The 22406-nt window shown below is 40.7% G+C and carries 20 protein-coding genes; all 20 read right to left on the bottom strand.

Annotated elements, in window-relative coordinates; translation table 11 throughout:
* Positions 1-208: 208 nt before the first annotated feature.
* The 20 genes from J7E67_RS05715 to J7E67_RS05810 all read right to left on the bottom strand — a co-directional run bounded on the left by J7E67_RS05715 (position 209) and on the right by J7E67_RS05810 (position 22348).
* Complete coding sequence (locus J7E67_RS05715) at positions 209-1585, bottom strand: FAD-dependent oxidoreductase (RefSeq protein ID WP_214714423.1); 1377 nt, start codon at positions 1583-1585, stop codon at positions 209-211.
* 14 nt (positions 1586-1599) lie between these two features.
* Positions 1600-2037: a GlcG/HbpS family heme-binding protein gene (locus tag J7E67_RS05720; RefSeq protein ID WP_214714425.1), complete on the bottom strand. Its 438-nt coding sequence runs from the start codon at positions 2035-2037 to the stop codon at positions 1600-1602.
* Between the two features lie 31 nt (positions 2038-2068).
* Positions 2069-2791 carry an SDR family NAD(P)-dependent oxidoreductase gene (locus J7E67_RS05725; RefSeq protein ID WP_214714427.1) on the bottom strand — a complete coding sequence of 241 codons (723 nt, stop codon included), beginning with the start codon at positions 2789-2791 and terminating at the stop codon, positions 2069-2071.
* A gap of 33 nt (positions 2792-2824) precedes the next feature.
* Positions 2825-4246 carry an FAD-binding protein gene (locus J7E67_RS05730; protein ID WP_214731208.1) on the bottom strand — a complete coding sequence of 474 codons (1422 nt, stop codon included), beginning with the start codon at positions 4244-4246 and terminating at the stop codon, positions 2825-2827.
* A 45-nt stretch (positions 4247-4291) separates the two neighbouring features.
* Entirely contained in the window at positions 4292-5179 is an 888-nt protein-coding gene (locus tag J7E67_RS05735; protein WP_214714431.1) for an isocitrate lyase/PEP mutase family protein, read from the bottom strand.
* Positions 5180-5227: 48 nt separating this feature from the next.
* Complete coding sequence (locus J7E67_RS05740; protein ID WP_214714433.1) at positions 5228-6085, bottom strand: FAD synthetase family protein; 858 nt, start codon at positions 6083-6085, stop codon at positions 5228-5230.
* 41 nt (positions 6086-6126) lie between these two features.
* Complete coding sequence (locus J7E67_RS05745) at positions 6127-7326, bottom strand: acyl-CoA dehydrogenase family protein (protein ID WP_251026587.1); 1200 nt, start codon at positions 7324-7326, stop codon at positions 6127-6129.
* A gap of 458 nt (positions 7327-7784) precedes the next feature.
* On the bottom strand, positions 7785-8981 hold the full coding sequence (locus tag J7E67_RS05750) for an acyl-CoA dehydrogenase family protein (protein WP_214714435.1): 1197 nt from the start codon (positions 8979-8981) through the stop codon (positions 7785-7787).
* Positions 8981-10486, bottom strand: coding sequence for an FAD-dependent tricarballylate dehydrogenase TcuA (gene tcuA, locus J7E67_RS05755; RefSeq protein WP_214714437.1), 1506 nt, complete (start codon positions 10484-10486; stop codon positions 8981-8983). Before tcuA ends, J7E67_RS05750 begins: the two co-directional genes overlap by 1 nt.
* A gap of 60 nt (positions 10487-10546) precedes the next feature.
* Positions 10547-11500 carry a VOC family protein gene (locus J7E67_RS05760; protein ID WP_214714439.1) on the bottom strand — a complete coding sequence of 318 codons (954 nt, stop codon included), beginning with the start codon at positions 11498-11500 and terminating at the stop codon, positions 10547-10549.
* Positions 11501-11526: 26 nt separating this feature from the next.
* Positions 11527-12366: an alpha/beta fold hydrolase gene (locus tag J7E67_RS05765; RefSeq protein WP_214714441.1), complete on the bottom strand. Its 840-nt coding sequence runs from the start codon at positions 12364-12366 to the stop codon at positions 11527-11529.
* Between the two features lie 178 nt (positions 12367-12544).
* Complete coding sequence (locus tag J7E67_RS05770; protein ID WP_214731209.1) at positions 12545-13861, bottom strand: MFS transporter; 1317 nt, start codon at positions 13859-13861, stop codon at positions 12545-12547.
* A 189-nt stretch (positions 13862-14050) separates the two neighbouring features.
* The gene (locus J7E67_RS05775; RefSeq protein ID WP_214714445.1) at positions 14051-15904 is read right to left on the bottom strand and encodes a XylR N-terminal domain-containing protein; all 1854 of its coding nucleotides are present in this window, start codon (positions 15902-15904) and stop codon (positions 14051-14053) included.
* A 27-nt stretch (positions 15905-15931) separates the two neighbouring features.
* A complete protein-coding gene (locus J7E67_RS05780; protein ID WP_214714447.1) occupies positions 15932-16921 on the bottom strand; it encodes a fumarylacetoacetate hydrolase family protein in 990 nt (329 codons plus the stop codon).
* 107 nt (positions 16922-17028) lie between these two features.
* A complete protein-coding gene (locus J7E67_RS05785; protein WP_214714449.1) occupies positions 17029-17811 on the bottom strand; it encodes a 2-keto-4-pentenoate hydratase in 783 nt (260 codons plus the stop codon).
* 50 nt (positions 17812-17861) lie between these two features.
* Positions 17862-18344: a flavin reductase family protein gene (locus tag J7E67_RS05790; protein WP_214731210.1), complete on the bottom strand. Its 483-nt coding sequence runs from the start codon at positions 18342-18344 to the stop codon at positions 17862-17864.
* A 57-nt stretch (positions 18345-18401) separates the two neighbouring features.
* On the bottom strand, positions 18402-19355 hold the full coding sequence (locus J7E67_RS05795) for a VOC family protein (protein WP_214714453.1): 954 nt from the start codon (positions 19353-19355) through the stop codon (positions 18402-18404).
* A 102-nt stretch (positions 19356-19457) separates the two neighbouring features.
* Positions 19458-20651, bottom strand: a complete 1194-nt coding sequence (locus J7E67_RS05800; protein WP_214714455.1) for an acyl-CoA dehydrogenase family protein — start codon at positions 20649-20651, stop codon at positions 19458-19460.
* 57 nt (positions 20652-20708) lie between these two features.
* Positions 20709-21362: a GntR family transcriptional regulator gene (locus J7E67_RS05805; RefSeq protein WP_214714457.1), complete on the bottom strand. Its 654-nt coding sequence runs from the start codon at positions 21360-21362 to the stop codon at positions 20709-20711.
* Between the two features lie 140 nt (positions 21363-21502).
* Positions 21503-22348 (bottom strand): alpha/beta fold hydrolase, encoded by an 846-nt coding sequence (locus tag J7E67_RS05810; RefSeq protein WP_214714459.1) that lies wholly within the window; start codon positions 22346-22348, stop codon positions 21503-21505.
* Between the last annotated feature and the right edge of the window lie 58 nt (positions 22349-22406).

Below are 22406 nucleotides of genomic sequence, written 5' to 3' on the forward strand. Positions count from 1 at the left end.
TAGTGAAATTTAATAGTCTATAAGCGAATTCTCAAGCCATATCAGCGGATTTCCCAGTTCTATCAGTGAATCTAATTTTATGAGCGAATTTAACCATTTTATGGGCGAATTCACCAATCTTATGAGCGAATTTTTTAGTTTTATGGGCGAATTCACCCATTCTATGAGCGAATACTAATCTGAGCCTTTCCAAGCCCATGCAATTCAATTATTTTACTGTTACCTCTTTCAATGCCTCTTGGACTGCTATCCGTCCAAAGACCGCACATTTCCCTAAAGAACTTCCGGTCATGTAACCTGCCCCGTGGAATCCACCAGTCACTTCTCCAGCTGCAAACAATCCTGGAATGGGCTCACCGTATGGATTCACCACTTGTGCCGCTGAGTTCACCGACACCCCTGCGTATGTTGCCAGCATCGCAACTGTCGACTCAAATGCATAGAATGGTGCCTTCTCAATTGGTGTTGGTTTTCCATAGTTATGTGTTAATGACTTCCTGCCGAATTCAGGATCTTCTCCATCCTCAATTCCTTGATTGTATTTGGAGATCGTTTCTTCAAAAACCTCAAGTGGTACATCAATACAGTCAGCCAAATCCTCCAATGTGTCCGCCTGGTACAGAAGGCGGCGGCGCTTCAGTAATTCCAAATCATAGAGAGGATCATCATGTACACTCTTGTTCATTACCGTTTGGTCCCAAACTTGGAAACTAACTTGGTCAGGCTGCTCGAAAGCAGCCTTTCCTAATAGTTTATAAGAAATAGACTCGTTAACGAACCGTTTCCCAAATTGGTTGACCATGATTGCACCCTTGTAGAAGGCTAACCCTTGAGACTTTACTGGTCCAGCAGCTGTAGGATGAAATCCATAGGTCCCATTCAGGTATGGTAAATCCTTTAACCAGGCCCCATGCTCACATGCCATCCGTATTCCGTCCCCATGATTTCCACGGCCGCCAATCCTTAGTGCTCCCTTTAATTGGGGAGCAAACTGCCCTAAAAGATCTTCGCTTTTTGCAAACCCTCCTGATGCAATGATTACCCCTTTGGAGGCATGCACAAATTGCTCTACCCCTTCGGCCACATATAAAACACGATCAATCCGACTATCGTCATTTTTCAATAGTCTTCGTGCCGGAGCATTAAATCGAATGGTCACGTTTGACATCTGCTTAACCCTTCGGTTAAGTGTTTGAATCGCTTGGTGTGGGTCAATAATATGTCCGCGGGGAACACTGTGACCGCTAACCGCTTCGAGTGAGCGGAACTCAACACCGTGCTCAATAAGCCAATTATATGTCTCTAATTGGTGCTGGCCATAGGCTTCAACAAGTGCCTGTTCATTCACCCCGCCGCCGACCTCGATCATGTCATCCAATAACGACTCAGTCGAATCGATGATACCTGCCTTCTCTTGCATATCTGTTCCGGCAAAGGCCATATACCCTGAGCTAAGAACCGTACTTCCGCCCAGTTCATCCTGTTTCTCAAGGAGCAGGACGTGTGCACCCGCTTCACCTGCAGCAACAGCAGCACACATCCCCGCTAGTCCGCCGCCTAAAATAATCAAATCATAGGTTTCCATCCATCAACACCCTCTTACTCTAGGTTATTTAGCACTTCTAATGCTGCCTCGCAAACCTGCATATCGTGAGTATAATGTCCGCCACTAACCCCAACACCGCCAATCAGTTCGTTATTGATTTTGATTGGATAACCACCGCCAAAAATAATCAATCTTGGAGTGTGAACAATCCCATGCAGCAATGGTGGATCATCCTTTAATCTGTCGTACCATTCGTGTGTTGCTCTATTATAAGTGGCAGCAGAAAATGCTTTATTTTGAGCAATTTCCAAACTTAATACTGGTGCACCGTCCATGGCAGCAAACGCTTTTAGGTTCCCCACGCGATCAACGATTGAGATGCTAAACGGCATACCTAGTTCTTTTCCCTTAACAAGTGCCGCCTCTAACATTTTATTAGCAAGTGCTAGACTGATATTTTTTGATTCAATAGCTGGAATTAATTTTTCCATTATGATTTCCCCTTTCAACTTTTAGAAATATTTATAAATTTACTGGTCGTCCGTAACCAAATGCTTCAATAGCGGTTGCAGTGACAGCGACACTTTTTGGTAAACATAAATCGACGATGACATTAGCAAGGTCACGTGGATGCAACCAATTGTCTTTATTCACATCAAAATCATCCATCATCTTTGTATTTACTGGACCTGGACAGACCGCATTCACTCTAATTTTGTATGGCTTTAATTCTTCACCCAGTGCTTTGGAAAATCCGAGACATGCGTATTTGGAAGCAATGTAGGCACTTCTGTCAGGACCGCCTTTTGTTCCCCAAATCGACGATAGATTGATGATCACACCGTGTCTTTTCTCCATCATTTGCGGCACGACTGCCCGAGTACATAAATAGACTCCACGAATATTAACATCTTGTACAAAGTCCCATTCTTTAACCGTCATTTCATGGAACGGCTTAAGGAGCATGACACCCGCATTATTGATTAATATATCAATCGAACCCAAACTTTCTTGTGTTGTCTGGACTGCGTGATTTATATCCTCTTCTGAACGAACATCCCCGGTAAAGGCGATTGCTTTGCTCCCAACCACCTCAGAAATATAGGAAGCAGTTTCTTTGCTTTCAGATTCATTGTCGGAAAAAACAGCAACTTTAGCACCTTGTTTCGCTAGGAGAATACAGGTCTCTCTGCCGATTCCTCTGCCTCCCCCTGTTACTAACGCCACCTTGTCTTTTAATTCCAAAAAGCCTCACCCTTTCTCAAGAAAACCATCTACTTAAACCTCTAATTTCTTTGAATCAGTTACGTAAGCAACAGCATGACCACCGGCGCGGCGGCCAAACACAAGACCCCTTAGCACAGATGTCCCGCCTGGATATTTCCCGTAATAAAGACCAGCCGTTTCACCGACTGCATATAAACCTGGAATCGGATCATGATCTTGAGACAGAACACGCCCATTCGTATCGGTAGCTAATCCACCGTTGGTGAAAACATTGGAGCAGACAATTGGATAGGCGATAAACGGAGCCTTATTAATCGGAATCGCCCAATTGGACTTTGGCGGCGTAATTCCAATCGCCTGTTTTCCATCTTTTTTATCCCAATGAAATTCACCCGGTTGAACAGCAGCGTTATAGGATTCAACCGTAGCCGTTAATTGGCCGACAGGCACGCCAATCTTCTCCGCCAGTTCTTCAATCGTATCAGCAACAATGGCCGGTTTATCGGTTTCCACAGCTCGTTCATAGTTTGGAATTTCATACATCTTTTGATCGCCGATCATATAGGCAATATGTCCAGGAAGATCGTGAAATATTGTCCGTGCAACCTCTTCATATTGCTCATCGACTGTTGTTTTCCCCTCATCAACGAAACGATTTCCATTCTGATCGACTAGAATAAAGTAAGGGTATGTCATTACAGCAGCCTCTTCCCGTTTACTTCTTGGGTCGACCGGTTCAGCATGGAAAGAATCAAATTGACCAGCCGTTTTTGCCCCTAGCTCCATTGCCATCCGGATTCCTTCACCTTTGTTAAACAATCCACCCTCGGCTACTGTCCGAACTTTATGAGCATCTCTGCCAACATATTGTGCCATCATCTCCTGATTTCCCTGAAATCCACCTGAAGCTAACACAACAGCTCCCACTTTTAATTGAAGTGAGGTTCCACCTTTGACACGCACCATTAGTCCATTCACTACGCCCTCGTCATCAAGAAGTAATTTCCAAGCAGTTGCCTCGTAAATAATCTCTACGCCAAGTCCACCTGCACGGCGGGATAGTGTGTCAACGATGGCACGACCGCCGCCTACGGGAAGCAAACGTGGCCTTGATGCGGTCAAAAACATTGTTGGCAGGTAGTCAAACTCGACCCCTTTTTCCTGGACCCAGCGAAGTGTGCTGCCAGCATCCTTGGCGAGAGTTTCTATGTACTCCCGATCGGAATAGTTGTCTGAAAAAGCCAGCATGTCTTCTACGAAGTTATCAGCAACTTCATCGAGATTCTTCATCCGCATATAGGAGGCAGTCCAACGAGAATTTCCACCCCTATGGTCATAATCAGCTCGTTCTAAAATAGCTATTTTTAAGTTCTTATTTTCCTTTTTAGCCGTTTCAGCGGCAGATAATGCGGCTGAGGTCCCGGCAACTCCACATCCAATGACTACGATGTCGTAATCTACTTTTCTCCCCACAACTTAGTCCTCCTTTAAAGTTCTTAATTTATTAAAAAAGTAAAATTACTTTTTAATTAATGACTGATTTTCTCCATACTTGTTTTCCCACTCTTTAATCTGATTGAGTTTAAAGAGTGATTGTCGCTCTTCCCACGTACAAATTAACTCGTGAACATTTTCGTGTGAACCTTCGGCTTTTAATATTCTTAACGACTCTATGATTCCTTTGATGGCAGAGCGAAGAACAGTATTAGCGCAAAGCATGATTTTAAATCCGATCTCTTCTGCTTCTTTCAAGGTAATCAGCGGGGTTTTACCGCCTTCTACCAGATTTATTACCTGTGGTATCCCTTTTAATGAGCTGGTAATTTGCTTTAATTGTTCCATGGTTGTCGGCGCTTCAACAAAAATAATGTCGGCTCCAGCTTCCGCATAGGCATTTGCCCTGTCCAATGCATCTTCCATGCCATTTACGGCTAATGCATCCGTACGGGCGATGATTGCTAGATTTTCATCTCTCCTAGTGTCAACAGCGGCTTTGATTTTCCCAACCATTTCTTCTTTTGAAATAACATCTTTCCCATTGAAGTGGCCGCATTTCTTAGGTGTAACCTGGTCTTCCATTTGAATCGCTGCTACACCTGCTCTCTCAAACTCTCTTACAGTACGGATAACATTAATCGCATTACCAAAGCCTGTATCGGCATCGACGACAATCGGAATGGTCGTCACATCCGTCATCCTTGCTACAATGTCAACCACTTCTTTTAAGGAAGTCAAGCCTACATCCGCCCACCCTAATTGAGCATTGGATATTCCAGCACCAGTGGCGTATATCGCTTGAAAGCCGATTTCTTCTATTAATCTAGCGGACATTGCATCATAAGCACCTGGTAAGATAAATGAACCAGGTTGGTGTAAAAGTTTTTGGAACTCTTTCGTTTTATTCACTTTTTATAGCCCCCCTTTTTTAAAATTATCTTTTATTAAAACTTCTGGTTATCCGATTTGAACAACTCCTTGAATCCACTCATTCTCTTGATAAGAATTTTTCACTTTTCCGAGGATTTGTTCGTGCCAAATGATAGAAAAAACACCATTATAATTGGATGCTAACTCTGAAACTGATTTTAGCGGAATCAATTCTTTCTCTTTTGTAACAATCATTTCTAGTACTTGTGATTGATTTGCTCTTCTTACCGTTACTAAATATTTTCCCGGAGCAGGCAATGTATAATGAGGCCTTACACTTAGTGAAGTACCGTCCCATTCACATGCCACTTCATAGAGACGTCCTAAAAATGCTGGCAGATCCTCAATATTTCCACTTGCCAATTTTTCACGAATGCAGGTTGAACTAATTTTCTCCCCCTGGTATTCCACTTTATCCACCTTCGTCACTTCGAGGATCCCGCCTGAATCACTTATCAAGCGGTCCATATTTCCAACTCCACGAAAACCATAGGTATAATCAAAGCCGGCAACTGCATGGACGACACCAAGATCAACTAAATACTTAGCTGCAAACTTTTCTGGGGAAAGTGACGCAAATTCTCTATCGAATTCAACGATATAAAATATGTCGACCCCCAGTTCACAGAATATTTTTTCCTTATCAGAAAGCGGCATCAGATAATCAACATGTGTCTTTCCATTGGATAAAACTGTTTTCGGATGTGGAAAGAAACTCATCACAGATAGTGAAAGATTCCTTTCTTTTGCTTTCTGAAAAGCTGTTTTAATCACTTCACGGTGTCCATTATGAATACCATCAAAAAATCCTAGGGCCATGACGCTGAGGCTTGCTTTTTGCTGATAGTCCGCTAGATTTTCCGGGTTCAAATAAATCGTTTCCATGCAGTTCCCTCCTAATCATTTAACCTAAGCCTCAATCATTATTAAATATTTTTCGTATTGCTTGAAAGACCACATAATTCTCGGCCAAAGTTTTCTTTGGATGTAATTGGCGAAACTGTTCTGTGGGTGTATAAGGCAGCAAAGTCACGTCCGATTCTTTGCATCGGGTTCCCATTGCCCACATAGGCCGAACCCGTTGCAAGGATTAAGATATCGATGGCTTCCTTACAGGACTGCACCGCATAGCCGATATTGGCCAATGCCTTGACTCTTTCAAATTTGCTCATGTACTCGCCACTTGCAGCGCAAGCATCAAGGCGGTCAGCAACTTGGTAAAAGTGCATGGCAGCGGTTTCAATTTTTAGCGATGCTTCTGCCGCTTGATGATGAGTGGTAACGGCATCACTTAGGTATTCAACCCCCAAATTCGCCGCCCTTCGATTTGGCAATTTTTCCATGAATAATTCTAAAGCTGCCTTCGCCATTCCTAAGCCCGGAACACCGATTGACATCGCCAGCGCAGGGAATAGTGCTGTATTATAGAGTGGAATATCTCGAAAATGATCAGATTGAAACTTTCCAGCAATGGCGTCTGTAAAGGATACAACCCGGTGATCTGGAACAAAAACATCTTTCATATTGATACTGTTACTTCCTGTGCCGCAAAGTCCCATTACATGCCAATCGTCCGTAATTTCCACTTGGCTCATTGGTAAAGTAATCAAGCCTTGATCAACGACGTTTCCATCTTCATCGACAATTGGCATTCCGAAGTATCCCCATGTCGCATGAAGGGAACCAGAGCAAAACGGCCAATAACCTTCTTCTATGATGTAACCGCCTTCAACCTTTTTCACCTGAATCTTTCTTGGTTCAAATACACCTGAAAAAACAATATCATCACCAGATCCGTAAATTTCATGATGCGTCATTTCAGAAAAGGATTCCGATATCATCAATTCCCGAATACAACATAGGGCAACAATCCAGCCAGTTGAACCGCAGCCACGGGAGATTTCCGTCACAATATCCGTATACGTTCTCATGTTTGTTTGGTAGCCGCCAAATTGTTTTGAGCGAAGGATATAGAAAAGGCCGGACTCTTTTAATTCGTTAATTGTGGCATCTGGAATTCTCCGAATTTCCTCTGTCTCTTTTGCCCGTTCACGTAATCTTGGTACAAACGATCGTGCCTTTTCTACCAGTTCAGTCTGTACATCCAAAATAGTACTCGTCATCATTGCATCTCATCCCTTCCCATTTGATTTAGCCCATCTATTTTAGTAAGTATTAAATGAAGTTTTGTTCATAATTAAATTTTAGAAAATTCGGTAACTTCAATCTAGAGTAAAAATCGTTTGAGTTAGCGCAGTTTTTAGATAGTTTTTATTGGTTTTTATCTAAAGAGGTATTTAATTTACACATTTAATAACTTTTTTACATTTTAAATCCATAAAAAAGCACCTAAAAGAAGATTTTTAGGTGTTTTTACTGATAGACTTATCACTCTACTTGCGGATAACCAGTTCTAACTTGCGCTTAAGCAATCCAACTTGCGGATAATGAGTTCCAACTTGCGCATAAGCCACTCCAACTTGCGGATAACCGGTTCCAACTTGCGCTTAACCTACCCCAACTTGCGGATAACCGGTTCCAACTTGCGCTTAACCTACCCCAACTTGCGGATAACTGAATTTAGTTAGTATCTAAGGGCATTCGATTCCAATCCTGCCAGAACCCGCCCGTAGTTTTCTTTTGTAATCGTTGGTGAAAGCGAGCGGTGTGAATACAGTGTCCAAAAATCACGGAAAATTCTTTGGAGAGGGTGTCCCTCATAAACAAACCCTGATCCACTGGCGAGCATCAAAATATCCAGAGCCTCTTTACACATCTGATTTGCATAACCGATATCTGCCAATGTCTTTACTCGTGCGTGACGATCCATGTGTTTCCCGCTTTCCGCCCAGGAATCAATCTCATGAACGACACGATAATAATGCATTTCAGCGGTATCAATTTTTAAAGAGGCATCAGCCAACAGAAGATGGGTGCTTGTGGCATCTTTGGAGTATTCAACCCCAATATGACTAGCTCTTCGATTGGGAAGGAATTCCTGGAAGAAATCCATTGCAGCCTTCACCACACCTAAGCCAGGCAAACCTAATGATAAGATCAGGGATGGAAAGAGTGCCGAATTATATAGTGGAATATCACGTAGGTGCTGTGAATTAAAATTTCCGTTCAAAACTTCAGAAAATGAAACGCAACGATGTTCTGGGATAAAAACATTGGTCATTTTAACACTGTTGCTGCCTGTTCCTTTTAAGCCCATCGTATGCCAATCATCCATGATTTCTAACTCATCAAATGGCACCGTCATTAAAGCTTGATCGACTAATTTTCCGTCCTCATCTGTAATTGCCATCCCAAAGTATCCCCATGTCGCATGAAGGGAGCCAGAGCAAAACATCCAAAATCCTTCTTCAACCAAATACCCGCCATCCACTTTCTTCGCAATCCATTTTCTTGGTTCATAAACCCCAGCAAATAGAACATCTTCCTCATTTTCTCCAAAAATCTCCAAATGCGTTTTTTCTGTAAAAGATTCAGCGACCATTAGTTCCCGAATCGCACAGAGCGCTACAATCCAGCCAGTTGAAGCACAGCCCCGAGAAATCTCGACAATACAATCTGCATAGGTCTTCATATTGGTTTGTAAGCCGCCATATCGTTTCGGACGGAGCATCTTGAACATACCTGCTTCCTTTAATTCCTTTATTGAGGCTTCAGGGATTCGACGAATTTCTTCCGTTTCCTTCGCCCTTTCCCTTAATTTCGGAACTAGTGAGCTAGCTTTTTCTACAAGAATATTGTCAAATTCTTTAAGTTTCGTCATTAAAGCATCTCCTCTTTTTCTTTTACTTGAGTAATAAAGCGTGAGGCGTTTTCACCGGCAATTTTCCCGAATACCGACCCTGCCATTAATCCAGCACCACCAGGGTAGTTAAAGTAGAATAGACCGCCTACCAGTTCACCCGCAGCATATAACCCGGGAATCGATTGGGACAATACATCTTGAACTTCGGTATTGGTGTTTATTTTTAAGCCGCCAAACGTAAAGGTAATCCCGCACGTAACGGCATATGCTTCAAATGGACCTTGATCCAGGGTATTTGCCCAATTGGATTTTCTTACCGCTAACCCATCTGTACAACGGCCATCTTTAATATTAGGGTTGAATGGTATATCTTTACGGACAGCCTCATTATATTCCGCTATCGTCTTTAAAAAACCTTCCTTATCCACACCGTCAAGCTTATCAGCCAATTCTTCTAAGGTATTAGCTTTTACCTTTGTTACCTTTCTTCCCCGATATTCGTCGCGTAGAAGCCCGGCTACTTTAGCATCGAATATCTGCCATGCAAATTGTCCTGGCTGCTTGAGGATCAATTTCCCATATCTCGCATAGGTATAATTTCGAAAGTCAGCCCCTTCGTCGACAAACCGTTTTCCTTCGGCGTTTACTAGGACTCCAAACGGATAGCTTAGTTTTTGGAACCCTTCTGTAAATTCAGGTAAATAACGATCTCCGCCAACTGAATGACAGCCTGACCAGTTTCCAGCTGCAAGTGCTCCAATATTTAGCGCCATTTGAATGCCCTCGCCGGTGTTAAAACGGCTCCCTCTTGCTTTTGCTAAATCCCAATTTGGACCTAAGTATCGAGTTCTCATCTCTTGGTTGGCATGAAAACCCCCAGATGCTAAGATAACTGCTTTCGCATGGACTTTTGTTGTTTTTCCATTATGTTTAAAAACCACCCCATGCACCCCATCATCATCGTGGATGAGTTCGGTCGCCATCGCATTAAATAATACATGAACACCTAAATGTTCAGCTTCCTCGTGGAGTGCACCGACTAACCCTGGACCTCCACCAACAGATTCAACAATCATTCCGCCCCAAAATTTAAAGATGCCATCCACTTTAAAGGCTTGGCGACCGTAAATCGGCACCCACCTGACTTTATGGGACTGCATCCATTTCATCGTTTCAAAGCTTTTACTTGTTAAGAGGGAAGCAAGCTCTGGGTCGGTACGATATTCCGTTATACGGCACATATCATCAAAAAATTCTTCCTCAGTATAGGAACCAAAATCTGTCATGTCTATATCTTCCTGTGTAAGGTCAGGCATAATTTGCTTTAACTCATTGACATCCTTGTAGGCAAAACGAATAGAGCCATGGGTAAACGTGCTATTGCCCCCTTTTTCAACCTCTGGAGCTTTTTCAAGCACAATGACATTGGCACCATTTTCCCGTGCAGCTATTGCAGCACACATTGCGGCATTCCCTGCCCCTACTACAACAATATCAGTTTCATAGATTTTGTTTTCCTTCATAAGACTGTCCCTCGCTTTCAAAAAAGCTGACTCAAGCTATTTCCTGAGTCAGCTTATACATCACGCTTCGATCGTTGGTTTATTCAGTTCCTTATCGCTTACGGTTTCTCCCCAATAGGTGTTAGCAATCAAGTGCTCTTCTTCCGTCCACTCGACCGGTTCCCAGTCTGGTTCAAAAATTAAATAGGATCCGCTAAATAATTCCACACGGCAGCCGCTGCCAGGGTCACATACATAGAGATAAAACGCTTGAGATACCCCATGTTTACCAGGACCAATGAATTTAATGCCTTCTTCTGCAAGAATATCAGCAGCCCTTAGGATATCTTGGGCATTATCGTGCCAATAGGAAATGTGATGAAGCTGGTTCGGTGTTTCTGCTTGCGGTCTTGAAATAACTGCAATATCGTGCACTAAAGGAGTAACGCTCATCCAGCCTGCGACAGTCGTTGTTTTATGATATTTCACATATTCACGTAGCTTAAACCCTAATTGGCTGCCTAAGTAATCGAGTATTTCACCGACATCCATGGAAGTAGCAATATTTACATGGTCAAATCGCCTTGGAGAGCAACCGCGCGCCCATGCTTTGTACGTTTGATTTTTTAAGACAGAACGTCTTTTTTCATCTGCTTTAGGTTTTTCTACATCATAGTAAATTTCAAAAGAATGCTGGCTTGGCAGTTTAAAGCGTATCGCCCTTCCTTGTCCGGCTTCTTCGCCCGCTTCAATCCAGTTAACCTCTGTTCCAGCTTTTTCAAGTAGCTGGGCAAATCCTTCCACATCTTCCGGTCGTTTCGTTCTCCATCCAATATGATCGACGTACCCTTTCTCTCCTGCTGTTAATGAGAGGGAATGATGTTCAAAGTCGCCCCATGCACGTAAGTAATAGGTTCCGTTTTTTTCTTCTGTTACTTCTAATCCAATGACATCCCTGAAAAACCATAATGATTTTTCCAAATCCGGTGTGACGAGTGCTACATGTCCTAACTTTGCAATCTCTGGTAAAGTCATCTTTATACCTCCGCTCCTAATGTTTTTTAGATTGTACTAGAGAAATAGTTTTGAATTAAATTATTAAAACTTTCTTGGTTCTCAATTTGCGTCCAGTGGCCACATTTACCGTATACATGCAATTGAACATTCTGGAGATGCGAGAGTAGGTAATAGCTAGATTCAACTGAGCAAACCATGTCATCACGTCCATGAACAAGTAAGATTGGGTTTTGGATCCGTTTAAGTGCTGTTACTGGCACAGGGACAGCTGCTGTTGCAAAGATGGATTCGTTGGAAAGATGTATTTCCGGACGCATCGCTGTCACATATCGAGTAGCAGCAAGTGAGTCAATTTCTGGGGCAAGTTTTTCCACATCATACACGAACCAGCCCATAATTTGACGCATTTTCTTTTCGGATGGATTGTCGTAGAAGCCCTTTGCCCGAGCTAGTTCAGGACTTAGCTTTGTATTCGGTGTCCCTCCAGGTCCCATTAAGACAACCCGGCCAAAACGTTCAGGATATTCTAGTAATAGTTCCAATGCAATGGAACAGCCTAACGAATTTCCAACCACGTGAGCCTTTTGTATCCCGTAGCGATCTAGCAGTTCAATCAGCTGATTTACCCAAAGGTCCATCCATCCCTGTCTGTTCTTTGGAGTTGACTCAGGATGTCCACTCTGTCCGAAGCCAAGCAGGTCTGGAGCAATACAGTCATATGTTTCACCGCATGCATTTAATGCGTATCGCCAGTTAGCCCATGCGAAAACACCTGGTCCTGAGCCATGTAAGAATAATATAGTTTCAGAATTCCCCTCACCCGAGCGATTTACAAATGTTTCAAAGTTATCCGTTTTAACTAATTGTTGAGTAATGTTTGCCATTATGAAATTCTCCTCCTTCTGTAAAAAAACAATCATGGGAATATCCATTAGAATGTAACCCTTTTCATTTTTTTATATTTTAACCCTATCTAAATTTTAGAAAATTCAATAATTTTAATCTAGAGAAAAAATCATCTGACTTCCTACTATTTTTAGATAGTTTTTATTGGTTTTTTAATTATATTTCTACGACTATTTTGTCTTCTATTTCATTCTGATCTTTCTTCGCTAATTTAAGTGTTGTAAGTGTGATTAAACTGATAAGCAGGAATCCAGCTATAATAAACATCGCTTGATTAAAATTGAAAACACCCATTATATATGGGCCAACGAATCCGCCTAATGAGGAAAGAGTGCTTACTAAAGCAATGCCTACAGGTGCAGTAGATTCTGAGAAGAAGTAAGTGATATATGCATAAAAAGTACCTGATATACCATATAAACCTGCGGAAGTAATGGAGAGCATTAAGACCATAAGTGGAACGCTTGAAACAAAAGCACAGCCAATGAATCCAACCATGGCAATAAACACACTTGCTCCTAAATGCAATTTGTGTGAGTTCGTTCGATCTGCATTCCATCCCGTAAAAAGAATCGACGGAATCGCAACAATCGATGGAATCATAGCTAACCAGCCAATTTGTAAGTTAGTCGTTGAAGATGAAGACAAAGATTTAATAATGGTTGGCATCCAATAAGAGAGTGCATTCACAGCGATAAAACCAGCGATATTAAATAAAGCTAATTTCCACAATTTTGACTCTTTCAACATGCCGAGATGAGAGGTTTTATTTAACTTGGCACTTAATTTTCGTTCCTTATCTAATTCTCCCTCAAGCCATTTTTTTTCTTCCGTCGTTAACCATTTTGCGTTAGCAGGTTTATTGGTCAAATAAAAAATAACCACAACACCTAAAATAACAGCTGGGAAACCTTCTAAGATAAACATCCATCTCCAACCCGCCAAACCACTCCATGAAATTGTATCCATGATCCAAGTTGACAACGGGGCACCGATCAACGCACTTAATGGCAAGGCAACAAAAAAGAGCGCTGTTGCTTTCCCGCGTTCCCGTGCCCTAAACCAAAACGTTAAATATAGTATGATCCCTGGGACAAATCCCGCTTCAGCTGCACCCAGTAAAAAGCGTAATATATATAAATGGGTTGCTGATTGGATAAAGCCTTGTAACACAACGACAATTCCCCAAGTAATCATAATACGGGCAATCCACAACCGTGCCCCCACCTTATTCAAAATCATGTTACTAGGAACTTCAAAGAGGAAATAACTGATAAAAAATAGACCAGACAACAAGCCAAATACTTCAGCTGTTAATGACAAATCCGCATTCATCTGTAAGGCTGCATAACCCATATTAACTCGGTCTAAAAAGGCAACCACATACAAAAGCAAAATAAATGGTAAAATTCTCTTCATTGTTTTCTTCACCGTGCTTTTTTCAATTAGATTAATAGATTGTCCTTGAGTCAAATAAATTCCTCCCTATAAATAGCTTATATTTGAAAGTGCTTACATTTTTATATTTTAGAAAATTCTGTATATCGTATCTAGAGTAAAAACTGTTGGAATTTACTCTATTTTCAAGTTGTTTTTGTTGGTTTTTATCCAATGATGAACTCAATAAATAAGAGCAATCCAATTAGGACTGCCCTTAGTTGTTTATATTTTTAGCTCTCCTAATGCCATCAGTGAGTCAAGAATTAGCAAGAGCTGATAGCTTTGGGAAGAATCCCGCAAATCTTTATTGATGAGCGTTTCAATCTTATTGATTCGATACATTAGACCACTCATAGATAAGGAAAGGTCATCCATCGTCTGCTGAAGTTTTCCACCATTGGATAAAAAGACATAGAGTGTTTTCAGTAACTCTTTTTGTTTCACATCATTTAATTTATATAGTGGTCCTAATTCTTGTTTTGCAATTTTCTTAATCCCGCTTACATTTTTTGAATTTATTAGGACACCAACTATCCCTAGATCTTTAAAACCATTAATTTTTTTATCTGTGGACATCCGTAAGGCAATTAATGACTCTTCGAAATAATCCAATATACTCTCAATATCCTCGGATTTATCGCTTATTCCGACTTTATATTGATAAGATGAATACGTTGTTTCAATATGTTTCAGGATTTTTTGCATTATAGCGATAATATTTGCTGTTTCGGGTATCAGCATTATAATCTGACCCTCATACTGACCAATTAACGCTTTATATCCTTGGATATCGAGATACTTGGCAATGGTCTCTAATATTTGGTCATAGTGATCAAAGCTATTCTGGGTGGTCTTTCCCTTCTCTTTATAATCAATTGCGGCAATATAAAAAGGGTTCTCAAGGTCAAAGCCCATATGCCGGCCACGCTTGATAATTTCCTCCTTGGAGGAATATTGCCCCTTAAGGATTTGTTCTAAAAAATACCCCTTCATTTTTTCAAGTGCTTCAAAACTTGTTTTTTCGTTTAATAGGTACAATGAGGCGGCATTAGCAACCCTCTCAATAAACATAATATCCGTTTCTGCACTTTTCCCTGGTTCATTTAAATAAAAAAAGGTACAATATCCAATTACTTTTTTTTGGACAATAATGGGAGTAATCAATCGTTCCTGATTTTCTGTCTTTATTCTAGTCGTTTCATTAAATAATGGCAGCAGGTTGTGATTATTCCTATTTTTTCGAATTAAATTCTCTTTTAGGTTGTTATTAAGACTAATATATTGCTCTTCTTTCAGCCCTGAGTATACAATTTTTTGGAAGCTTAAATCTTCAATAGAAATTGGGATTCTCAATAATTTAAAAGTGCTATCAGCAATATCCTGAAGATTGCTTCCATTCGAAACACTTTCCGTTAATTTCTTATGAAATTTAGATACGGTTTCGATAAAATTCCGCTGCTCTAACAATTGCTCATAAGTATACTCCAGTTCATCAATGATATTACTTTCATGATAGAATTTAAGTTCCTCTTGAATTTCATTTCCCCAATCCTCTTGCAGTCTTGCTTCGAAGCAGCATTCAGCATCTCCCATTGCAATACAGCTAATTTCCTTAACAATGACACTCTTCCTGCAGACAGTTGACATATAACCACTTGCATATCCAGTCAAGGTATGACATACCGGTGCTTCTGATTGGCCATGGTGCTTGATATGCTCCATTGCTTCAAATGAGTCAATCCATTTTCCTTTGCCAAGGATCGATTTAATGGTTTCTGAATCACTCATTTCGAGTATTCTTTCGGACTTCATGTCTCTAAAATGTCCCGTGCTTAAATGAAGAATCGATGCTTGATTAAGAAGGTCATTGATCGATGAACTTGTTTTCATTGCTTCTTCTGCATCACTAACACCTAAATTCCAACCATAACGAAGTAGAAACCCTTTTGCTCTTTTAGTCCCTAGATTCTCTATTAATCCTTTCCTTAGGAGGCCAAAAGCAGCAGAAGTTGAAAGGATTTTTTTATTTCCATCTTCTGTGGAGCTAGGTTTATATGATTGGGCTAAGTTACTCAATATTAATTCCCCCTCTCAATTTAAGGGTTAAAAGGAGTTTACATGGCTTTTCTTTATACTTGGAACGACTTTATTTATTTGTTCGCCAAGATCGATTAATCCATTTGAGCTACGAATTTGGCAGCGAATGACATCGCCATCCTTCAGGTATTTGCCACTGATTAATTGTCCCTCTTCAAGTAAATCCAACTTTTGTTGATAAGGAATAGCCATGTTTGATAAAAGTTCCAATACTTGTGGAGTTAAATTTAGAGCAACCCCGCCTGCAGTTCCAGTAACAATCAGATCCCCTGGGGATAAATCCATAATTTCCGAGAGCTCTGTAAGGGTTTCTGCTGGTTTGTAAAGCAGTTGATTTGAATTGGCAGATTGCCTTAATTCATCATTCACCCAAAGATTTAACTCAAGATCATGAATCAATGGCAGCTCTTCCTTGTCAAGCAAATAAAGATAAGGACCTGTTGGACAAAAAGTTCGGTAGCTCTTACCTTTCAACCATTGCCCCTGAGAAAGCTGAACATCTCGCGCAGAAACATCATTAACAATCACCAGCCCGGCGATATACTGATGAAGGTTTTCGTCAGTTATATCTGACGCCTCTGCGATTTCTGTTCCAATTACGAGACCAAGCTCCAATTCATAATCTAGTAGTTTAACATCGTGCGGCCTTACAATTTCGCTAGTGGCGCCGCAAAGGGAACTGTCAGCTTTGCTAAAAATCATATTAAATGGAGCTCGTGCAGCTTCCATTCCCGTCTCAGCACGATGCTCTGAGTAATTGACTCCCTGACAAACGATTCGTGCTGGCTTTGTCACTGGACTCAAAATGGTCACTTCATTTAATGCAACACATACTGTATTATCTTGAGTATTGATGGTATGAGCTTCTTCTTTCCCATGCTCCAAAAAATCAGCTAAACTTTGGTATGTACCTGATAAAAGGCGGATTTGATCTCCTGATACCACTCCCCATTGCTCTTTTTGTTTATGTTCAAATCTAACAACTTTAATACCCATTTTACTACCCCTCATTTTATGGAATTTTTTTCTTACAATAAAGACCCCTCACATAACGATATACAAGGAGTCTTCAAACATAAATCGTACTAGTGTTTTATTTATTTTTAACGGTTTCTTTTGAAGCTCGCTGATACTGAACCCATATGTTCAAATTCTGCTGTGAATGTATCCCCATCCTCTATGACTATCGCCTTTGAAAGAGCTCCAGCAAGAATAACTTCACCAGCATATAGAGAGATACCGTAATTTCCTAGGGCATTAGCAAGCCAGGCAACGGCTTGAGCAGGATTCCCCATTACAGCTGCACTTACAGCAGAGTCCAAAAATTCATTATTCCTAAATACATTCATGCTAATTTTGGTGAGGTCAAGCCCATCTATCTTAGCAGTTGTTTTGCCGATAACCGCCCCTGCTGAAGAGCCATTGTCTGCTACCGTGTCTTCGAACTTGATTTGCCAGTCTCTAATCCGACTGTCAATAATTTCGAGTGCCGGTACAATGTAATCGGTCGCTTCGATGACGTCATTCATTGTTACTCCAGGACCACTTAAATCTTTTTTTAAGACAAAGGCGATTTCGAATTCAATCTTTGGCTGGATGAACTGATTTAGTCCAATCGTCTCTCCATCCTCATAGATCATGTCATTAAGAAGGTGCCCATAATCAGGCTCGTTCACATTAAACATATCCTGCATTGCTTTACTTGTGAGACCGATTTTTTTCCCAACAATTACTGCACCTTTATCCACTTTATGATGAATTTGGTGCAGCTGAATTTGGTAGGCTTCATCCACAGAAATTTCTTCTGTGGATGAAGTAAAGGGAGCAATCGGCTGTTTCTCACTTTCCGCTTTCATTAGTGCTGTAGCAGCTTTTTGAATATCCATTACCATTGCTCCTTTATGTCGATGCTATTAAAGCATGGTTGTGATTTTTTTTAATTCGATGTAACAGTTGATTCCTCTATTAAAGTACGATAGCGTCCGCTATAAAAAAGAAGTGGTTCAGCATCTTCAAGCTTAATATCAGTCACCTTGCCGATAAAAAGGGTATGATCCCCTTCGACGTGCTCAGCAGTTACTTCACAGGCAATTTGGGCGACGGCACCAGCTAATACTGGTTTCCCATCAAGACGATTAAAAATGACTTCCCGTGGCTCTTTTATTTGTCCAGCAAAAATCATTGAAAGTTCCTGTTGATCCGCAGCTAAAATATTGACTGAAAATGTTTGACTTTGTTTTATTTTCTCAAGGATTTTAGCTTTTTCCCCAATCGAGATTACAACTAGCTTTGGACTAAGTGACACTGACATGAAGGCATTTGCAGTCATTCCATGCACATCACCTTCGACATCTGTTGCAATAACGGTTACACCTGTTGCAAATTTTCCCATGGCGGTTCTAAATAATCGATCATCCATTCTAATGACCCCTTTCTGCTTTTCCGATTGTGTTATTTTAAGTTATCTACTAAACTCTTATGCTTCAATCGTCGGATTGTTTTCTGGTAGTGTGTCCGTTTGGTCGCCCCAGAAGGTAAAACCAACATCCATTTCATCCAAAGTCCACACGATCGGCTCCCAGTCTGGTTCAAAGATTAGATACCCATTGGTGAACAATTCCAAGCGGACTCCGCTGCCTGGATCGACAACGTAAATGTACATAGCTTGCGAAATACCGTGCTTACCAGGACCTTTAAACTTTATCCCATTTTCAGCTAAGATATCTGCCGCCCGAAGAAGATCTTGGGCATTATCAAGCCAGTAAGACAAATGGTGAATTTGATGTGTCGATGGTGAAAATGGATCATGGCTTACTGCGATATCATGCACCAATGGTGTGACACTTAACCAGGCACCAATTAAAGATTCATCTGGAGCTTGAACACATTCCCTCATTTTAAAACCTAACTTTTCTATTAAATAATCAGAAATGACATTTGCCTTTAATGATGATAGGAGATTGACATGGTCTATTCTTCGTGGTGATACGCCGCGTGCCCATGATTTATAAGTCTGATTCTTTAATACCGACCGTTTGGACGGCTCCGCTAATGTCTTTTCCATGTCATAATAAATTTCAAAGCGGTGCTCACTTGGTAATTGAAAGCGAATCGCTCTTCCTTGGCCCGCTTCTACACCAGCTTCAACCCAATTTACTTCTGTCCCTGCTTCCTTTAGAAGCTGGGCAAATCCTTCAACATCTTCCGGTCGTTTTGTCCGCCAGGCAATGTGGTCTACATACGACTTCTCTCCTGCAGTAATTGAAAGCGTATGATGTTCAAAATCACCCCATGCACGTAAATAATGGGTACCGTTAACTACTTCTGTTTCTTCAAGACCAATTAACTCTTTGAAGAACCAAAGTGATTTGTCAAGATCCGTTGATACTAATGCAACGTGCCCTAATTTTGCGATTTCTGGTAAACTCATACCATATACCTCCTTGATTTTTATGAAAATTATCAATTAATCTAATTTTGGTAATAGTCAGATATTTAAGGTTGCACTTTTGAAAAGATTAGTAGAAGGATATTAAACAAAATAAGTATTCGGTTCTTGTCCGCACAAGACTCTTCCATAGGTTTCAATTAAACTTGATGGAGTGATAAAGCCATGTAAATGCATGGTTAAAAAATCTCGATAAACTCTTTGAATTGGGTTTGTTTCATACGTGAACATCGAGCCAACCCCAGCAACTAGGAGATCAATCGATTCTTTACATAATTGGTTCACATAACCAAAGTCTGCTTTTATTTTGACAATTTCATTTTTATCCAATACCTGTCCACGCTCGGCATAGGAATCAATTTTATCTACAGCTCGATAAAGATGCATCTCAGCTGAATCAATTTTCAGCTGCGCTTGGGCAACCTGGTGATGTGTTACTGGTGCCTCAGCTTGTTTGTTATAGAAAGTATTTCCTATACCCGCTTTTGGAAGCCTTTCCATATATAAATCCATTGCGGCCTTTGCTAGTCCCAACGCAGGTGCTACAATCGACAAAGTTAGTGAAGGAACAAAAGATGACCTGTATAAGGCGACATCTTTTAGTGGCTCAATGAGATAATGGCCTTTACTGGCTAGACGATCTAATGACACACGGTGATCTGGTACAAACACATTTTTAATATGACAGCTATTACTGCCCGATCCCTTTAAGCCCATTACATACCAGTCGTCAAGGACCTCTAATTCGTTGCGAGGAATAACCATAATAGCCATTTCTACGCCGCCGTTTTCATCGAAGATTGGAAACCCAAAGTAACACCAGTCAGCATGTGGACTTCCTGATACAAACGGCCACTGCGCTTCCTCGATAAAATAGCCGCCATCCACCTTTTTGATGTCACATTTGATTGGTTTAAAATTCCCAGCTAGGACAACATCTTCCCCTTGTTTGTAAATTTCGCTTAAAGCTTTTTCTCCAAACGTATAAGAAATCATATAATCCCTAATATTACTAAGTGCGACAAACCAGCCTGCCGACCCATTTCCACGAGAAATTTCAGTGACAACCTCTGTATATGTCCGCATATCTGTTTGATAACCGCCAAATAGATGTGGACGTAATACTTTTAACGTCCCTTCATTTTGCAAATCATCAATAATCTCTTTGGGTAATGAATTAGTCTTTTCAATTTCTTCCCCATATTCACGTAATTTTGGAATCAGAGACCTAGCCTTTTCCACCAATTCTTTTTTTGTGTCCAACACCCTTTGTTCCATTCGAGTACCCCCCGCAATAATAGTAGTTGTTCTTTCTTTCATTAGCCGTGGAAATGATTAGTTAAACACACGTTGGTTTAAATCAATGTCCTGATATTTTTCTCCTACTAACTTAGCTACTCGACGCATATGTTTCTCCATTAATCTTTTGGCCATTTTACTGTCCTTTTCTCGTAGACTATAAAAAATGATCCAATGCTCCGTTTGAGACTGTTTCCGACGTTCATCCGTGAATAACTCTTCCGGATTACCTACAAAATTCAGATAATCCCAAAGTGTCTTCGCGAGATTAAAGGTATAAGTTAACTTGGAGGCTTCATAAATGATGCGATGAAAATCGATATTTAAGCTAGAGTATTCATCAGCTGATAACCCAGGATTATCCATTTTTGTTAAGATTTCTTCCAAAAAACAAAATTCCTCTTCGTTCAGATTTAATGCAGCCTGCTCAGTCATTAATGCATCTAAATTGGCACAAACTAATAATCGTTCTAAAACCTCTTCTGGGTCAGGTCTTTTTACGAAGACACCAACCTGCGGAATAATTGTGAGAAATCCTTCTTGCTCAAGTTTAGATAATGCCTTGTGGACGGGTGTCCGGCTCATATTTAGTTTTTCCGTAATCTCATTCACATTTATCGAGGTTTCTGGTTCCCAGATTCCTTCAATAATTAATCTTTTAATATAGCGATAAGCCTTATCAATTTTCATATCATACACCTGCTATTTTCTAGGATTAGTTACCCCTATAATATGTTAATTCGCTAGCGAGTGTCTATTGTCACTTTAGGATATACTAGAGTTTTATCCTAATCTACTATAATGACGATCAAGGGTGTGTTAGTTTTAGTTTATAGGTCACCATTGAAAAAATCAGATGTTAATTTGATAAATCTTTCTTTTTGTTCGACTTGCGCCCAATGACCACAGCGCTTAAAGACATGCAGCTGTGCATTTGGCAAATAGTCCATTACATAAAGGCTGCTTTGGAGTGGTACAAAACGGTCAGCATGTCCGTGAATTAGTAAAATAGAATGGTCCATCTGTTTCAGTGCTGAAGGCGGGATAAGCATATCCGACAAATGTGATTTCGAGAAATTCTCCTCATATGATCTGCGAACTTCGGGCTTTAAAAATAGCTCTAATCGTTCTGCAACAATCTTTTCCAGCTCATCTTCTAGGATACTTTTATCATATAAAAACCAACTTAATAAATTTTTAAACGCTACAGGATCTGGGTCTTTATGAAAGTTTGCCAATTTAGCAAGTTCAGGGGTTGGTTCGGTTAAACCTCCGCCTGCCCCCATTAATACAACACGATCAAAACGTTCAGGTGCGTACATTAGTAGATGCTGGGCGATGACACCACCGAGAGAGTTTCCAACTAAATGTGCTTTTTCTACCCCTAAATCATCCATCAGTGCCAAAACCTGCTTAATTCTCTCATTCATCCACTCGGCACCATTTTTTGGGTATGTCTCAGGATGGTCTGTATTTCCAAACCCGAAAATATCCGGTGCGACTACATGAAAATTCCCATTAAAATGTGGTAATATGTGCTGCCAGTTTGATTTAGCACTTACCCCTGGTCCGCTCCCATGAAGGAATATGATCGTTTCAGAGGAGTTATCACCACCTTCATGTATAAATGTTTGATAGCTTCCTGTTTGAACCTTCTTTGTTTCAACTGCTGTCATATTCGTTACCCTCACTTTGTAAAAATAATTTTTCATGTTAATTCTTATTACTCTAAAA

The sequence above is a fragment of the Bacillus sp. ISL-46 genome, assembly GCF_018613205.1.

What these genes read in the sequence shown, in the direction of transcription:
- J7E67_RS05715 (WP_214714423.1), bottom strand. Translation starts at nt 1,585, where the DNA reads ATGGAAACCTATGATTTGATTATTTTAGGCGGCGGACTAGCGGGGATG.
- J7E67_RS05720 (WP_214714425.1), bottom strand. Translation starts at nt 2,037, where the DNA reads ATGGAAAAATTAATTCCAGCTATTGAATCAAAAAATATCAGTCTAGCA.
- J7E67_RS05740 (WP_214714433.1), bottom strand. Translation starts at nt 6,085, where the DNA reads ATGGAAACGATTTATTTGAACCCGGAAAATCTAGCGGACTATCAGCAA.
- J7E67_RS05745 (WP_251026587.1), bottom strand. Translation starts at nt 7,326, where the DNA reads ATGATGACGAGTACTATTTTGGATGTACAGACTGAACTGGTAGAAAAG.
- J7E67_RS05750 (WP_214714435.1), bottom strand. Translation starts at nt 8,981, where the DNA reads ATGACGAAACTTAAAGAATTTGACAATATTCTTGTAGAAAAAGCTAGC.
- tcuA (WP_214714437.1), bottom strand. Translation starts at nt 10,486, where the DNA reads ATGAAGGAAAACAAAATCTATGAAACTGATATTGTTGTAGTAGGGGCA.
- J7E67_RS05760 (WP_214714439.1), bottom strand. Translation starts at nt 11,500, where the DNA reads ATGACTTTACCAGAGATTGCAAAGTTAGGACATGTAGCACTCGTCACA.
- J7E67_RS05765 (WP_214714441.1), bottom strand. Translation starts at nt 12,366, where the DNA reads ATGGCAAACATTACTCAACAATTAGTTAAAACGGATAACTTTGAAACA.
- J7E67_RS05780 (WP_214714447.1), bottom strand. Translation starts at nt 16,921, where the DNA reads ATGGGTATTAAAGTTGTTAGATTTGAACATAAACAAAAAGAGCAATGG.
- J7E67_RS05785 (WP_214714449.1), bottom strand. Translation starts at nt 17,811, where the DNA reads ATGGATATTCAAAAAGCTGCTACAGCACTAATGAAAGCGGAAAGTGAG.
- J7E67_RS05790 (WP_214731210.1), bottom strand. Translation starts at nt 18,344, where the DNA reads ATGGATGATCGATTATTTAGAACCGCCATGGGAAAATTTGCAACAGGT.
- J7E67_RS05795 (WP_214714453.1), bottom strand. Translation starts at nt 19,355, where the DNA reads ATGAGTTTACCAGAAATCGCAAAATTAGGGCACGTTGCATTAGTATCA.
- J7E67_RS05800 (WP_214714455.1), bottom strand. Translation starts at nt 20,651, where the DNA reads ATGGAACAAAGGGTGTTGGACACAAAAAAAGAATTGGTGGAAAAGGCT.
- J7E67_RS05805 (WP_214714457.1), bottom strand. Translation starts at nt 21,362, where the DNA reads ATGAAAATTGATAAGGCTTATCGCTATATTAAAAGATTAATTATTGAA.
- J7E67_RS05810 (WP_214714459.1), bottom strand. Translation starts at nt 22,348, where the DNA reads ATGACAGCAGTTGAAACAAAGAAGGTTCAAACAGGAAGCTATCAAACA.